Raw genomic sequence first — 15,420 nt, 5'->3', positions numbered from 1 at the left:
AAAAAGCTGGCTTCGGCGGCGGAAGGGTGGTAGATCGGCGGGTGGGCATTTCACCTGAAGTGCGCGCCGATATATAGGAGTCTCTCGGGTGCCGGTCGTTGCGAGCGCCGAGCAGTGGCGAAGCTGGGCGACGGACGCTGTCCACCTGCTACTGGAATCGGAGCATGCCGCGACACAGCCTGGCATGGAGGCCAAGCTCGCAGACCGCAAGTTTTCGGGCGTTCCACATACGATCGATCCTCATCACTTGACGACCGCCCGCAATCGCCTCCTCGCGGCGCGCGTCATCGAACGGCACGTCGAGACGACGCGTGGCGGCCAGTCTGTGAGTACTTATTTGCTCTCTGACCCGACGAAAGTTGCTCAGAGGGCAGCTGGTCGCAAGCGGCTGTTGCATGCAAGATTTCTGAGTTGGAGCAATTCGGTCAACGAGTGGGGTGCGGCACCGGTTCCGGCTGCTCTCGAGCGGGTGGTTCATGCGTCGCTTATGGATGCTGCGCCCGGCGGATACATACCGCTGCGGCCAGAGGGTGGCGAAGTAGCGATGATCGCTGGTGCCCCGGTGCCGGGTGGACGAATGGACAACGCGGCCTTCTACAGCGGCCTGGGGCCCGGGGGTCTTCCGCAGTCTCCCGTGTTGGTGACGATCGAGGTGAAAAACCTTCGGCAGTGGATCTATCCGCAGACTCAGGAGCTGTATCAGCTCCTGTTCAAGTCCGCCATGCTGCGAATGGCAAACCCAGAGTTGGTGGTGTTCCCTGTCTTAGTATGCAGAAAAGCCCATTACACCACTCGGCGCATGGCGCAGCACTTGGGTTTCCACGTGATTACGACCGAAAGGCAATATGTACGTCCGGCCGTCGCCGCCACGGAGGTGGACCGGCGCAAGTTCGACGAAGTCAACTCGGAGCTGGTTTACAACCTCACGCTCAATGAGTCAGCCGTGCCCCAGATGGTCAATCACTTCACAAAAGTTATCCCCGGCCGGAGCCGGGAGGCCTCTTCGCGCTGGTCGGCGTTCGTTTCTCATCCCGACGTTCCGCGTCTGATCACGTTGCTTCGCGACGACAGCATTAGTAACGAAGAACGCACAGAGTTCATGATGAGTTGGTCGACGCGGCTGAAGACGTGTTCAGCGAGGAGGCGGAGTGGCGAACCGAGACGGGTGCATAACGCAGACCGGGACCGGCAGATGACAGCACCCGGCTGGCCTCCACGGACTGAGGAACAGCTTCGTGCCGCAGCGGCTAATGGCATCTTGAATGAGAGCCACAAGTTGGACCTCAAGAGGGAGCTTGTCCGCAGCGAATCATCGAACAGGGACATAGCGAAGGACATCGCTGCGTTCTCGCTCGATGGCGGGATTGTCATCATCGGCGTCGATGAAGGTACTTCCGCAGTCTCCCTATACCCGGTGGATCTCGCGGGCCTTGCAGAGCGGATCGAGCAGATAGCGGCAACCCGCGTCGATGAGCCCGCCATGGTAACGACCACAGTCATTGACTCGACCGAATTCGGCAAAGGATACGTAGTCGTTGAAATACCAGTCTCGCCGCGCGCTCCGCTTATGGCAGATGGGAAGTACTACGGCCGTGGTGACAAAACCAATCGCGTTCTCTCCCACGCCGAGGTTCTGCGGTTGCACGAACAACGACTTGCGGTGCAGCACAACATTTTGGCCGATGCTCGGACCGAGCTTGCCGCAATCTTCGACGCATACCCCGAAGAGTCGCGGGAAATGATGCTGTTGATTGCCGATCCGCTCGGGGCCCGCGAGAATCTACTGGAGCCACTGTCCGAGCACGATGGTTCGCATCGAGTAGCACTGGAGCTTGTACGCGCCGCGTCAAAAGTCGAGCGTCAACAGTTCTCGCCGTCTCTATTTGAATCGACGACGGTTGTACGCAGACCGGGAGGCTTGGCAGTGACGACGGGTATGCACTCGGGGCGTTTCGCCGGCACCGGCTCAGCAGCTGAAGCGGTGTTCAACGAAACCGGCAGGCTAACACTGGCATCGAACCGCACTATTCTCGAGGACCGGCGCGGACAAGGCAGCGTCTTCGAGGAACTCATCATTGGCCACACTGACCTACTGGTCCGATTGTCTGCCGTCGTGTCGGAAAGGTTTGAATTCTCCGGGTCCTGGCGTATTGGGTTGATAGTCAACGGGTTACGCGGCGCCGGCTCTCACGCGAGGTCTCTACAAATAATGGCCGACTATGGTGAACCGTACGCGGCCGACACTTACGAACGTGCAGTAACGGCATCGGGGGCCGAGCTGAAGCAATCCCCCGAATCAGTCGTCCGGGCCCTGGTCTCCAGGCTGCTGCGCAGCTTGGGAAGCCAACAGTGGTTGAAACTGTAGGTCTCCTTCGCTCAAACCATGCCCGCGGTAGGTGCGGTCGGCGACTGTCAGGACCCACGTCTGGGCCCAGGCTTGTAACGTCTGCCAGGCTTCCGTCCATTCGGCGTTGAGGCGTCGCAAATCGCCGGGTGAATCCGTCCACCACAGGCGTGGTGTCGTGGTGAAACCGGTTGCAGCGTCGGCGCTTACGGCTTGCTCGTATAGGTCGGCGACATGCGCCCGGTTGGTGAGCTGGACCGTCTCGGTGGCGTTGTAGTAGCCGAACAACATGAAGATCCGTGGGTCGGGCGGGAAGACGACTGCGTAGTTACGGAAGCCGTTGAGGGACAGTGCGCCTCGTTGGGCACGGCCGGTGACGCGACGGCGTGACTTTCCATATTTCAAGAATGGGCATACGGCGGCTGAGTACAAGGCACAGCTGCGGTGTACCGGCCCGGAGCCGCTGGTGTGGAGGGCCCCGTAACGGTTCGTCACGTCTGGTTCGGTGACGATCACATAGCCGGGACCGTCGAGTGGGTAGCCGCAACACCAGCAGCGGCGCCGCAGAGCGAGGGTTCGCAACTTCCGCTGATCGATGCTGAAGACGGGCTTGCCCTTAACCCAGGCGCATGCGGCGAGGGAGGGCTGTTGTCCATCAAGGCCTTTGGCCCGCGGATGATGCAACGAGGTCAGGCCGGCCATCCAGGGCGGCGGTGCCGGCAAGTCCATGGTGCCAGCTACTGATTCTCGGGCGAATCGTCTTGTTCTTCACGGACTAAGTGAATGCTGCCGTCGTACCGTTCTTCCAGCCGCCCGCCGTAATCTTTGCGCGCCCAATATTCGAGGGTCGTAATAAGGAGGTCATCGATGGTTCCGCCGGCCTGGGCTGCGGCTTCCTTGGTACGACGTGTGCCAGCCTGCACCCATTCCAGCGGTACGGATTCAGAAGCGAGTGCTTCGGTGATCTTGTCGCGCTCACCGAAAGAGATTCCCCACAGCAGCGCGGCTCCGGAAGGCGTTATCACCCTGTTGTTCATAAGAAGCTCGCCGTGCGACATCCCCTTGATGAATAGCAGGGTCCCCTCGGGATCGCATGCAATCGTATCTTCCAGGTTGTATGGAGTAGCGGGGTCCGCGCCCGGCGGCCTGACTACTTCTGTCCATATTTCAGCCACTGTGTGCGTCCTCTCTCAACCACAATTCGAACAGGCTTATCCCGAATTATGCGACGCCGTTCCAGCTGCGCACCCGCATCGATACCGCTTCGTTGCCGTTGTTGTAGGCGCCGATCCCGATGCGGGTCGCAGTCAGGAACGTGTTCCGGGCTTCGGATTGGTAGGTGTACCAGTCGATCCCGTCAAGCGACCACTGGACGCTTCGGTTGGTGCCGTCATCAGCGATCCGATACCAGTTAGGCAGCTTCCCCAACTGGCTTACCGGGGCATAGTTGGTTTGCATGGCACCTGATAACGCGCTGGCACTAGACCATTTCGCAGCGGCCGCGTAGATGCCACGAGTGTCCGGCCAAGGAGACCCCGCTGCCGGATTCGACCAAGCAGGCCCGAGGGTGATCAGCTTCGTACCATCAGATATCACAATCCCGGTATAGACGCTCTGTGTACCACCCAAAAATGTTCCAGGCACCACACCCAAGTACGTGGTGAGCGTGAATGGCGGTGTGGGATAGGCCCGGTGTTGGTATGCCCAGCTGGCCTGCACGGGCATGGTGAGCAGCATGGCGTCCTTATCGGACGCCCATGATCCGCCGACAGGCATCCCGGCCGCGGTCCATCCTGTGGTCGGGACGTCGACCATGGTGTCACACGAGTCGCTGATGCGGACCTTGACCCAGTTGGTGCCGTTGCTCCGGTAGGTGACGCCGTTGTCGGTGCAGAAATAGATCGCGCCCTGATTGGTAGAGACCGCGGCGGGGCGATTGGCATAGGTGTCGGACGATGGCCGAGCATGGGTGTTGGCGTTGATCGCATCGGCGTGCTGCTTGGCGTCGTATGCATAAAACTTGGTGGCGTCGCGGCCGCCGCCGGGATCGCCTGGGTTGGAATATCCGTCGTACAGATCAGCCATAGTTGTTTCCTTCATCTCCGAAATCGAATGCCTTGCAATGCTCACCGAGGCCAACGTCAGCGAACACTGCGGGAACCGCAGCGGACGCAACGGCCTCCTGACGTGTTGGCGTCGGCGCCGAACTCGACGAATCACTTGCCTCGGTCATGTTTTCTCCTAACTCCTTACGTCCTATGCGCGCGGAACGATCTCATCCGGCAGGCGTTAGAACACCAACGCCGGCTCCGTCTCAGGGACGAACGCCCCACACCAACCGCACGCCACCGTGCACACCCACGTCTTCAGCCGACCACTCCTCACCAGCGCCGACCACCTCTCCCAAATGGAAGACTTGAGTGCGGTTGGTTGGCCGAATCGGGCTTCAAAACCCGTACGCAGACCGAGGAGCTATGTCCTACCGGTGCGGGAGAGATTTCGGGTCGGAGTCTGGCCCCGGGTGCCCTGGTCACTGGTCGGCTCACTGCTGTGGCCTTCTTCGTAGTTGTTCGCGGAGTTCTTTGTTCTTGCGGGATTGTCTGCTTGCCATGGGGTTTATCGCTCTGCTGTGGCGAACGGGTTGCGGGTTTCATCCCATACCACGGAGCCGTTTTCGAGGACTCGGCCGCGTTTGGCTTGTCCATTCATCGATGACCATGCCTGCTCGGAGTATTCGCGGACTCGTTCGCGTGCTTCGGCGATCGTGTTGAGTCGTGGCGCGACTCGGAGCCAGGCTGATTTGCGGACGTCGGTACCGGCAGTCGCGAATGCCCGCGAGTCTTGGAGCAAGCTGCCGGCCGAGCACATCACCGCTTCGTTCCTCGCCCAACCGAACTCGATGCCGTGTGGTCGGTCGACAAGAACGAACGACTGTGCTTGTGGTCCGAACTGGGATGCCACAGAGGCGATCTGGTCGAGCGTGTCGATTGCTGGTATCACTGACTGCCACGCGACCAGTTGGTCTGGGTCGGCGGTGTCCATTAACGCTGCTGCGGGGGCGGTGACATCAACCTTGGCGGCGGCGTCGGCGATTGCCTTGGCCGCCGTGTCGAATTGCGGGCGCAGCGCGTCGAGGATGGCGTCGGCTCCGCCGGCTTCTAGGCGGTCACAGAACTCCTTCAGGAATTCCGGGTCGAGTCTGCCGCGGAGATTCTTGCGTTCCTCGGCGGCGAGCTTGGCGACCGCGTAGTCCGCCAGCATCTTTTCCGCCTTGGCAGGTCCCCCGTCGAGAGCACCGCGGATCAATGCCTGGGTCGGATCAGCCGGCGCCGATAATTCTGTCAAAGCGTCCAAGCCTTCAAGCACCGAAGTGAGTGACTCGGGCGGCTGCACACCGCAGTCTGTGACGGCGGCTATGAGACGGCGGGCGTGGGTGACGTCGGTCAGTAACGGGTTGATGATCATCGGGGGCCTCCTGGGCGGGTGCGGGCGACCAAATCGTTGAACTCGTCGGCGGGCAAGGCCGCGATGTACTGCTCGACGGCCTGGCTGACGGCCTGCATCTCTCGTACATGCGGCGGTGTCCAGGCAGCCGGATAAGCGTCATCTGGGGGTTTAGGTGTGGTCATGGCTGCTGGTCCTTTCGCCGTTGTGCTTCGGCGATGACGAGACCCCGGTCGAGGACCCATTGGTGTCCGACTCGGCGCCCGAGCCCTTGCTTGGCCAGTCGCTGACAGCTACGAACGCTAAGGCCGAGGAGAGCGGCTGCCTCAGCGGTGCCGATGGGGTCGACCGGGCACTCGTCATCACGGTTTGAGTGTGACTGCAACGCAACGGAAGCGACGTCGTCGTGTCGCCGTGACGACATGAAGGCGGATTGGATTGCTGTTTGGATGGCCTCAAATCTGCTTGTCGGGTATCCGTTGCGTGCTGCGGCGCGGATGCCGGTAGAGACGAGGTAGTAGGCATCAACTACGGCTTGGCCTTGGAGCAGCACCGCGGCGCCGAGCTGCTGGACGGGTGGGCTTGGGCTATTCATTCGAGCACCGCCCACATCTGGCCGGCTGTCTCGTCGAAGTCGATGCGCGCGCCCCAATCCCTGGCGGCCAGGTAGGCGAGGTTGACGGTTGCGGCGGCGTCACCGGTGGCGTTGCGCGCGTGCAGGCTGCGCTTGGCGCCGCGGAGCATCCAGTCGGCGGGCATGGTGTCTGCACCGTCTGCGGGGTTCCACCGTCCCGGTATTCACACAGCAGGATGCGCCTCATGACGCCCGTCCTTCGGCCAACAGCCGCCGGTAGGTCGGGCATGTGCCGTCGTGGCGCACCTCAAGGCGCCAGATCCCGTGTGCGTCCATGTATGGCGTCGCGGTTTCGCTGGCGCAGTCGGGACAGCGGTAGGCGGAGGCGAAGGCGCGGATGCAGGCGGGTGCGCGCTTGTGGGCGGCCCGCCGTTCTTGGCGGTTCACGAGGCTGCCTCTTCGTCTTCCCCGGGTTCAATCAGGCGGCACTCGGCACAGATCCCCCATGGGTTGGTCGGGTCGAGTGACCCGCCGCAGACGGAGCACTTCGGCGGTTGGTGGCCGTTACTGGCGTTTGCTACCGCGGCGCGAACTCGGTCCGTCATGCCGGGTATGGCAGGCGTCGAAGCGCCCGGCGGCGGGTCTGGCGGGTGGGGCTCGCTCTGCATAGGTGCCGCCATAGGTGGCATAGATGCCGTGTTTTGAGAGCTGGCTTCTATTGCATCTATGCGGGCACCTATGGACCAGACCACGGTGGAGCCCTTACCGAAACCATGCCGGTTCGTCTTCAGCTTCAGGCGTTTGCGGGCCTTCTTCAGAATGTCCTCGGAGAAGCCGGCGAGTTTGCCATCGCGGATGACGTCGCGGGCGTTGGCAGCTCCGCCATCCTCTTGCAGGTACGCCTTCAGCCAGTGGTCGACTTCGCGGCGATCGTCGTCGTCCCCATCGTTGTGGTCCGCCAGCAGTGTCCGTGCGGTGTGCGCGGTGCCGCCCTCCCATTGAACGCGGGCCACTCCGTGGTCGCCGGCCGCGACGAGACGGTACGCCAGCGACTCGGGGGCAGGGCCGAGGTTCGATTTGACGGCCGCGAGAACCCGACGTTCTGGGTCGTCAGGGTCCGGGGCTACGAGCATTCCCGCGCGCGCGGCGCCGACAATTCCGATAGACCCGCCACCCCGATAAAGCGGGTCGCCACCCTTGGCTTTATTCAGATGGCGCAGCAGGAGGATCGTGCAGCCCGTCCGGTCGGCTATGGCCGCCAACCTGGACAGCACCCTCCTGATGTCCTGGTCCTTGTGCGAGTCGGTGCCGGTCGGCAGGTACGCCATCACCACGTCAATCACCAGGAGGCGGGCTCCTGTACGGGTGATCGCGTCCTCGATCGCCGCGATGTCGGCCAGATTCGGTGGCCGTAGCGTTCGCTCACCGTCCTCATCGACGATCGGTACACCTTCGATCGAATGCACCTGTGACACGTCGGCGTCGGCGGCGTCGCAACGAGGCCGCACGGTGTCGGCCAGCCCGTCTTCTGCTGACATGAGCAGCACTGCGCCGGGATACGCGCAGATTGCGCCGTCTGGCCATCGGCCACCGCGCGTTACGGTGGCCGCGATAGCCAGGGCCAGTGTGGATTTCCCGAGGCCAGGATCACCGTCGAGGGTTACCAGTTTCCCGACCGGGATGCGGCCGGGCCACAGCCACGCGACGCGCTCGGGCTCAACATCAGCCAGCCTTGTCAAGTGGACTGTAGTCGGTTCGGTCATCATGCGATTGCTCCGTTGCAAGCGTCGTGCAGCAGTTCGGCAAGCTGACGGTCATGGCCGCCGCGGCGCCAGAGTGCGCGTCTGACTTCTAAAGGGATCAACGGCGTTTGACCTGTCGCGAGAACGTGTTCCGCGGCGTCACGCCAGCCATCAATTACGTGCCCGGACAGCGGCGGCTGGGTGCAACGGCAAATCCAAGGGTCCCGGCAGCCACAGCCACAGTCCAAGGGAACACTGCGAGCCGCGGCGGCACGGCGGCGGGCGGCCTGTGAGGCCCGGTCTTGCGGCGCAGACGCCCGGGTGCAGGGCACCCACACGATTGAAGGCCCGCGGGCCTTCATGCTGCCACCCCATCGGCCCGGAGGTGTGCTGCGCAGCGCCAGCCGCACCCACGCCGAACAGACGTGGCGGTGAATAGACGGCGCTTGCAGCGCCTACACCGCGGCGGGCAGCTAGAATATTTGCAGTGGTGTGTTGTGGAAGGCGCCTCGTTTGCGGCGGGGCGCTTTTCTTTTTGGTTTCTCACACCGCACCACCGCCGACCGGCTGCTTCATCGCATCCAAGTCGTGCAGGTAGACGCGGATGCTGCGTGTACCACGGATTTTGAACGCTGGAAGGTCACCGTCGGCGATTCGCCGGCGCACTGACTTCACGCAGATGCCGAGGTAATCCGCGGCTTGCTTTAGATCGACAGCTTGTTTCTGAGCGAGCACTTCTGCCCGCGAGAGAGATTGAGACACAGTTCTTCCTGACTACGTGGCTGAAGAACCCGAACCGCATCACTTCAGCCGCCAGGGCCTACGTACGCTCTCGGTGCCACGCCGCCAGGGCGCTGTACGCTGCTTCTCGCCGCCAGGGCTTACGCAGGTGGCCCGCCAGGGGCCGACATGTTCAGGCAGATGTTCCTAACCTGCCTTGCCGTCACAGTACTCGCTAGTCCTTTTGGGTGCCGTCTTGTCCGTTGTCGGGCGTGTCGCCAATCGCCAGTGCTGAAAGTGCATCCGCCACAGCGACATCCCGGCCATCGACGAGTGACTGATACCGCAGTGATGCTGATGGGGTGGAGTGCCCCAGCCTGGACATGGTTTCGATCAGGTTGCCTACACGGGCCGTTTGACTTCCGGCGAAGTGCCGTAAGTCGTGAATCCGAACCGATTCGCGGCCAAGGGTTTTCACTGCCGGGTTGAAGTGGTGACGGAATGTCCTGTCTGAGAGGTGGCAGCCCCCGCGGACGGGGGAGAACAGCAGGGAATCCGCCGGCTTGGCGACGTGGTCACGTAGGTGGGCAATGATGTCCGATCTGATGTGTGGCGGCACGACAACGATGCGGCTCTGCCCGGACTTCGGGGTGTCAACACGGCAACCGCCGCGGTGAGTGACCGCTCGGGCAACAGTGATCGTTTCCGCGGCCGCGCCGACGTCGCGTCTGCGTAGTTCGGACACCTCACCCCACCGCAGCCCACACCAGGCCGATATCAACACCAGGGTTCGGTACTCCGGCGGTTCGATGGTGTCGGCCAACGTGGTCAGCTCTGCAATGGTCAGGATCTGCGGGCGCCGCTTACTGCGGGAGCTCGAGGCCCGTGCGATCTGGCACGGATTGGACGGCAGGAGGCCATCCGTGACCGCGGTCCCGCAGATCGCATGCAACAGCTGGTAGCAGTGCGCTCTGTATGTAGGCCTATCGACGAGGGTGTTGGCGTGCCACGCCCGGATGGCTTCGGGGGTCAGCACCTTGAGCGCAATCTTGCCCAGAGTGGGCTCGATGTGGCCCTCGAAAATCGCGGTGTAGTGCAATCTGGTGCGAGGTTTGATGTTCCGGTGCTTTATCCATGTCTTCGCGTATTCGCCGACTGTGGTGGCCTTCGCGTGCTTGGCAGCGGCCCGGGTGGCCGGCGGGGTCCATTCGTCACGTTCGATTAGCCGCCGTTCCTTGGCCAGCCAGTGCTCCGCATCCATGCGGGCGGTGAAGGTGGTGGGCGCCGTGTGGCGCTGCAGGTCGTCCCCGACGTAGGAGGCCTGATACCGCTTGGAGGGGAGGCGTCGGATCCAGCCCCAGCCGCGGCGGCCCTTTTTCCCTACCATCTCGAGCGGCCTTTCGTGCTATCTGTGTGGCGATCTGGTGTACTATTCCAGTCATCTTGGGTCTACTGTTGTATATCACATAGATCGCATGTAAGCGCAGCTAGACGGCCTATTTCGGCAGGTCAATTCGTGGTGGAGGGGATCCGATGTCGGCTGATTCGATCCCAGCCGGGACCACTGCCCTTGCCTGAACGCACCCGCTGGGCCACGATAACAGCGTGAGTAAGGTAACCCTAACTACCGAGCTGCCGATCCCGGTGGAGACCGCGTCGGCGTTGGCGCGCAAACCCGAGCTGATGCGGCACGTGCTGAGCCCAGTGCTGCGGATCTACCGGCTCGATGTGCCCGAGCGCATCGAGGTCGGTACGCAGGGATCGGCGCGGTTCTGGTGGTTCGGCGTAATCCCGGCCTGGACGCATCACCTCACCATCAAGCGACTCGAGCCGACCGAGATCTACACCAACGAGCACGGCGGACCCGTCCGTACCTGGAATCACAGGCTGACGTTCGAACCCATCGACGAGCGCAGCTGCCGCTACACCGACGAGATCGAAACCGACGATGGCCTGCATGGGCTGGCGACCCGCGCCTTCGTCCGGCTGATGTTTCGCCACCGGCATCGGCGCTGGCGCAAGCTCGCGCGGATCCTGCAATGACAAGCGCGCACCAGAGAGGACTGTGAACCATGGCCGGCAATCAAGAGGGCATCGGCATGCTCAAACTCGAATGCCCGCAGGGCCATCCCGCCGGCAGGATCCTCAAAGACGCCCCGCATCAGGCGGTGCAGTTCGACCCGGGGGCCCAGGTGGGGCCGCGCCGGTTCTGGCCCGACGAAGACGAGCAGCCGAACTTCACGACGCTCTGCCGATTCTGCGACAAGCCGGTGGGAGACGCCACGTCCGCCCTGCAGGCCAAACACGCCACGGTGGTCGCCGATGCGTCCGCGACCGCCGAGACGGTCACGCTGCCGTACGTGTAGGCGGCCGTCCCCGCGGATACTGTAAGCGCTACAGTAGCGGGGTTGCGCCGCGGCGAATCCGCGGCGGCGCCGACCCGAGAGGAATCGCGTGGCGCAGAACCCCCCAAGCACCCCCCGGCCCCCCGACGGCGATTGGTTGGGCACGCCGTACCTGCGCTTCGAGCGCCAGGGACCGATCGCGGTGTGCACCATCGACCGTCCCGAAGCGCGCAACGCCCTGAGTCCGGCGATGTACTTCGGAATCCGTTATGCCGTGGGACGTCTCAACGAGGACCCGGATCTCGCCGGGCTGGTGCTCACCGGAACCGGCGACGTCTTCGCGCCCGGCGGCGACATGGGCGGCGGGGGAGGCGAGGACAACTGGATCACCTTCGGTTCGGCGCTGGGCATGGACGTGACCCCGTTCGACGCGGTGCGGACCTCCGCCAAGCCGATCGTCTCCGCCGTCAACGGGCTGTGCCAGGGCGGCGGGTTCCAGATCGCGCTGTGCAGCGACCTGTCGGTGGTGAGCGATCGGGCGACCTTCCGGGTGCCCGAGTTGTTCCGCGGCTACGCCGACACCTACTACAGTCAGATGCTCACCCGCGTCATCGGGCCGGTGCGCACCCGCGATCTGATGTTCACCGGGCGGGTGCTGACAGCGGTCGAAGCCCTCGACTGGGGTCTGGTCACCCGGGTGGTGCCGCACGAAGGCCTGCTGGAGGCCGCGAAAGACGTACTCGCGCAATGCTCTCGGACCGCGCCGCGCGCCCGCGGTGTCATCAAGTCCAGCATCGACAGCTACCTGGGCCTCTATGACCGGATCGGCATGACCGCCAGCCTGTCGGACGCCGAGGCGATCGAGGGCTTCCGCTCGTTCAAGGAACGCCGCTCACCCGATTGGGTGCATCCGGAACTGCGCGTTGAGGGACGGCTGTAGCCGACCGCGCTCATATTCCGCGGGCCCGGTCTCGCCAAAACGGTTCGCGCAGCTGAGTTTTCAGGATCTTCCCGCTCGCGTTGCGCGGCAGTTCCGCCACGAAATCCACGGTGCGCGGGCATTTGAAGCCCGCCAGGTGCTGTCGAGAGAATTCGATGATGTCGGCGGGATCGACCTCGCCGCCCGCCGCCACCACGATCGCCTTGACCGATTCTCCCCAGAAGTCGTCGGGCACCCCGATCACCGCGGCGTCGGCGACGGCGGGATGCTCGATGAGCACGCTTTCCACCTCGGGGCCGTACACGTTCTCGCCGCCGGTGATGATCATGTCCTTCAGCCGGTCTTCGATGTAGACGTAATCGTCGGCGTCGAGGCGCCCGACGTCCCCGGTGCGCACCCAGTCGTCGGCGGTGATCGTCTCGGCCGTCGCCTCCGGGCGATTGAGGTAGCCGGTCATGTTCTGGTTGCTGCGCACCCACACCTCGCCGGGCTCCCCGGGCGGCAACGAAGCGTCGGTCTCGGGATCGACGATGCGAATCTCGCAGCCCAGCACCGCCTTTCCGGCCGAGAGTTGCAGCTCGGGCCGCGCCGAATCGCGATGATCGGCGTCGGACAGGGCCGTGACCGCGCCGCACAACTCCGTCTGCCCGTACACCTGCACGAATTTCGTGTCCGGCCATGTCGACAGCGCCCGATGCAGCAACGGCAGCGGCATCGGTGCCGCGCCGTAGACGATGTAGCGCAGGCCGGCGATGGCGGCGGTGGCCGGCTCGCCCGCGTCCAGGAAGCGGGCGATGACCGGCGGCACGAAGAACGCGTGGGTGGCACCCGCGCGCACGGCGCCGATCAGCGTCGCGGCATCGGGTTCCCGGGTCATGATCGTGGGCGCCCCGGCCCGGATGCCGAACAGCGCGTAGCCGATTCCGCCGACGTGAAAGAGCGGCATGGCAACGAGATTCGCGTCCCCGTCGGCGAACGGAAACGCCGGCGCCAGGTTCGCCGAGTGATTGACCAGCGCGCGCTGGCTGAGCAACACCCCTTTCGGCCGGCCGGTGGTGCCCGAGCTGTAGATCACCAACGCGGTCTCGTTGGGGTCGAGGCCCGCGTCGGCCGGCGCCGGTGACGCTGCGGCGAGCAACGATTCGTACTCGTCGCCGACCTCGATGATGCGCTCCAGGCCCGGCACTCGCTCGGCGGCCGCCTCGGCCGCCGCACGCAGCTCGGCGCCGACCAGCAACACGCGCGCACCGCTGTCGGCGAGGACGTGGACGAGTTCGTCGCCGATGACCCGCCAGTTGACGACGGTGGTGGCCACCCCGATGGAGGCGCCGGCGATCAGCACCTCGAGGCAGGCGGGATGGTTCTTGTCCAGGAATGCCACGCACTGGCCCCGCTCGATCCCGGCGTCGCGCAGCGCCCCCGCCGCGCGACGGATACGCGAGCTCCAGTCGGCCCAGGACCACTGGCGTTCGCCGAAGCGGATCGCGATCGCGTCGGGCCGCTGCTGCGCGTGTCGTTCGACGATTCCGGCGAGCGTCTCCGCCGTGCTGGTCGCCGTGGTGTCGGCTGGTGGCATGAACCCCTCCGCGATCGGTTTGCTCCATTTTCTACGCGGTCGGTTCTGCGCCCGCGAAGCCGACCCTCGCGGGCGTGAGCGGTTAGGGCCTCATTCCATCGAGCCGATCATCGTTCCGCCGTCGCCCGCGGCCTGGGTGGTTGCGCCGCCGTTTTGGCGGAAGTCGATGAACGCCGAGCGGCCATCCGAGGTGTTCAGCAGCTCGGTGAACGTGCCGATCACCGGAATCGCGCCCTGCGGGTGCACCACATTGGCCGTGTAGTTGACGGACGCTTCCTGCTGGAAGTTAGGTCCCACCAGCGGCCTGGTGTCGGGCGCGCTCAAGCGATTCACACCGGTCAAGATGGCCGACGCACCGCGGGTGAACTGATCGATGTCGGATTGCAGAACCGCGGCGGCGTCCGTGCCGCCGGCTTGTTTGACCGTGATCCGCATCTGCGCGCTGGTGTCAGCGTTGTTCAGCGCCACCCAGTTCGGGCCGCGGTTTCCCAGCGTCCAGCCGGGCGCGGGGGTGACCGAAACGCCCTGCGCGATGGCGATCGCCTCGCCGGATGTCAGCGCTATCCGGGCCGTCGCTTCGGTGCCGGCCAGGACGACGACCGCGGCCACGGCGGCCGCGCTGAGCGCCCCGCACCACCAACCGGCTGGGTGTCTCGAGCCAGTGGCTGGAAAAGACGCCTGCGGCTGAGTCGTTGACATCGTTGATCCTAACTCTCTCGGGCGGCGCGGGATTCGAGCGTGGCCCTATCGTCCTCCGGTAACAGGAGCAAAGTCCAAGCAGGGGTGGCGGGTTTCGGAAATGTAAGGGCCCGAACGGGTTTGAGGAGAAATTCGGTATCCGCGAACCGATCCCGAGGCGATGTGTCACCATGACGGGGCCGCCCGACCGACCCACCCGACAAGGATTCGACATGGTGAACCCCGACCGCGCTCGTGCCCGCACCTTCGTCGTGACCGGCGCCGCCTCCGGAATCGGGTTGGCCACCGCGCGGCGGCTATTGGCCGAGGGCGGCACCGTTGTCGGCGCCGACCTGGCCGCACCGCCCGACGACCTGGGCCCGCGGTTCACCTTCGTGCCCGCCGACGTGACCGACGAAGCCGCGATCGCCGCGGCGCTGGCCGCCGTGCCGGGCCGCCTCGACGGCGTCTTCCACGCCGCCGGTGTCGCCGGGGGAGGCCCGGTGCACCTGCTCGACCGCTCCGAATGGGACCGGGTGATCGGGATCAACCTCACTGGCACCTTCCTGGTCGCCAAGGCGGCTCTGGCCAGGATGATCGAACAACCGCGGGCCGACGGTGAACGGGGCTCGATCGTGACCGTCGCCAGTGTCGAAGGCTTGGAAGGCACCGCCGGCGGCAGCTCCTACAACGCGGCCAAGGGCGGCGTCGTGCTGCTCACCAAGAACATTGCCCTCGACTACGGGCCGAGCGGCATCCGGGCGAACGTCATCTGCCCCGGCTTCATCGAAACGCCCATGGCGCACAGCGTCTTCAGCATTCCCGGCATGGAGGGCCCGCTCGCCTCGATCACCAAGGAACACGCGCTGCAGCGGCTCGGCCAGCCCGACGAGATCGCGGCCATGGCCGCCTTCCTGCTGTCTCCCGACGCCTCGTTCGTCAGCGGTCAGGCCATCGCCGTCGACGGCGGCTATACCGCGGGTCGCGATCACGGCGTCGTCGAACTGTTCGGCTTTCCCACCTGATACCACTGGGATTCAAATGCCACTAAGATTCG

16 protein-coding genes are annotated in these 15,420 nt (G+C 64.4%); 5 read left to right on the top strand and 11 right to left on the bottom strand.

Features of this window, described 5'->3' with window-relative positions; all coding sequences use genetic code 11:
- Positions 1-184 precede the first annotated feature (184 nt).
- A complete protein-coding gene (locus A5775_RS25895) occupies positions 185-2,365 on the top strand; it encodes a helix-turn-helix domain-containing protein (RefSeq protein ID WP_231995200.1) in 2,181 nt (726 codons plus the stop codon).
- Here the strand turns inward: A5775_RS25895 and A5775_RS16525 are convergent.
- The 9 genes from A5775_RS16525 to A5775_RS16485 form a co-directional block, all read right to left on the bottom strand.
- On the bottom strand, positions 2,297-3,073 hold the full coding sequence (locus tag A5775_RS16525; protein ID WP_067254558.1) for a hypothetical protein: 777 nt from the start codon (positions 3,071-3,073) through the stop codon (positions 2,297-2,299). The genes A5775_RS25895 and A5775_RS16525 overlap by 69 nt on opposite strands.
- An 8-nt stretch (positions 3,074-3,081) precedes the next feature.
- On the bottom strand, positions 3,082-3,519 hold the full coding sequence (locus A5775_RS16520; RefSeq protein WP_156660730.1) for a hypothetical protein: 438 nt from the start codon (positions 3,517-3,519) through the stop codon (positions 3,082-3,084).
- 46 nt (positions 3,520-3,565) lie between these two features.
- Positions 3,566-4,429 carry a hypothetical protein gene (locus tag A5775_RS16515; protein WP_067254551.1) on the bottom strand — a complete coding sequence of 288 codons (864 nt, stop codon included), beginning with the start codon at positions 4,427-4,429 and terminating at the stop codon, positions 3,566-3,568.
- Positions 4,430-4,960: 531 nt separating this feature from the next.
- The gene (locus tag A5775_RS16510; protein ID WP_067254548.1) at positions 4,961-5,809 is read right to left on the bottom strand and encodes a hypothetical protein; all 849 of its coding nucleotides are present in this window, start codon (positions 5,807-5,809) and stop codon (positions 4,961-4,963) included.
- Positions 5,806-5,973: a hypothetical protein gene (locus tag A5775_RS25480; RefSeq protein ID WP_156660729.1), complete on the bottom strand. Its 168-nt coding sequence runs from the start codon at positions 5,971-5,973 to the stop codon at positions 5,806-5,808. Before A5775_RS25480 ends, A5775_RS16510 begins: the two co-directional genes overlap by 4 nt.
- Before the next feature lie 406 nt (positions 5,974-6,379).
- Complete coding sequence (locus tag A5775_RS25475; protein WP_156660728.1) at positions 6,380-6,547, bottom strand: hypothetical protein; 168 nt, start codon at positions 6,545-6,547, stop codon at positions 6,380-6,382.
- Positions 6,548-6,805: 258 nt separating this feature from the next.
- Entirely contained in the window at positions 6,806-8,128 is a 1,323-nt protein-coding gene (locus tag A5775_RS16495) for an AAA family ATPase (protein ID WP_067254534.1), read from the bottom strand.
- 519 nt (positions 8,129-8,647) lie between these two features.
- Positions 8,648-8,866, bottom strand: a complete 219-nt coding sequence (locus A5775_RS16490; protein WP_231995199.1) for an AlpA family transcriptional regulator — start codon at positions 8,864-8,866, stop codon at positions 8,648-8,650.
- A 193-nt stretch (positions 8,867-9,059) separates the two neighbouring features.
- On the bottom strand, positions 9,060-10,211 hold the full coding sequence (locus A5775_RS16485; RefSeq protein WP_067254527.1) for a site-specific integrase: 1,152 nt from the start codon (positions 10,209-10,211) through the stop codon (positions 9,060-9,062).
- 257 nt (positions 10,212-10,468) lie between these two features.
- On the opposite strand from A5775_RS16485, the gene A5775_RS16480 reads away from it, so the two are divergent.
- The 3 genes from A5775_RS16480 (at position 10,469) to A5775_RS16470 (ending at position 12,109) form a co-directional block, all read left to right on the top strand.
- On the top strand, positions 10,469-10,867 hold the full coding sequence (locus A5775_RS16480; protein WP_067254524.1) for a hypothetical protein: 399 nt from the start codon (positions 10,469-10,471) through the stop codon (positions 10,865-10,867).
- Between the two features lie 29 nt (positions 10,868-10,896).
- Positions 10,897-11,190 carry a hypothetical protein gene (locus A5775_RS16475; RefSeq protein ID WP_067254519.1) on the top strand — a complete coding sequence of 98 codons (294 nt, stop codon included), beginning with the start codon at positions 10,897-10,899 and terminating at the stop codon, positions 11,188-11,190.
- 88 nt (positions 11,191-11,278) lie between these two features.
- Positions 11,279-12,109, top strand: a complete 831-nt coding sequence (locus A5775_RS16470) for an enoyl-CoA hydratase/isomerase family protein (protein ID WP_067254514.1) — start codon at positions 11,279-11,281, stop codon at positions 12,107-12,109.
- 10 nt (positions 12,110-12,119) lie between these two features.
- Here A5775_RS16470 and A5775_RS16465 read toward each other — a convergent pair whose 3' ends face one another.
- Positions 12,120-13,685, bottom strand: coding sequence for a long-chain-fatty-acid--CoA ligase (locus tag A5775_RS16465; protein WP_067254511.1), 1,566 nt, complete (start codon positions 13,683-13,685; stop codon positions 12,120-12,122).
- A 90-nt stretch (positions 13,686-13,775) separates the two neighbouring features.
- Complete coding sequence (locus A5775_RS16460; protein WP_067254507.1) at positions 13,776-14,384, bottom strand: hypothetical protein; 609 nt, start codon at positions 14,382-14,384, stop codon at positions 13,776-13,778.
- Between the two features lie 212 nt (positions 14,385-14,596).
- Here A5775_RS16460 and A5775_RS16455 point away from each other — a divergent pair, with 212 nt between their 5' ends.
- Positions 14,597-15,388 (top strand): SDR family NAD(P)-dependent oxidoreductase, encoded by a 792-nt coding sequence (locus tag A5775_RS16455; protein ID WP_067254503.1) that lies wholly within the window; start codon positions 14,597-14,599, stop codon positions 15,386-15,388.
- Positions 15,389-15,420: the final 32 nt, after the last annotated feature.

The organism is Mycobacterium sp. 852002-10029_SCH5224772 (assembly GCF_001667315.1).
GTDB lineage: Bacteria > Actinomycetota > Actinomycetes > Mycobacteriales > Mycobacteriaceae > Mycobacterium.
This window is presented reverse-complemented; position numbering and strand designations above follow the sequence as displayed.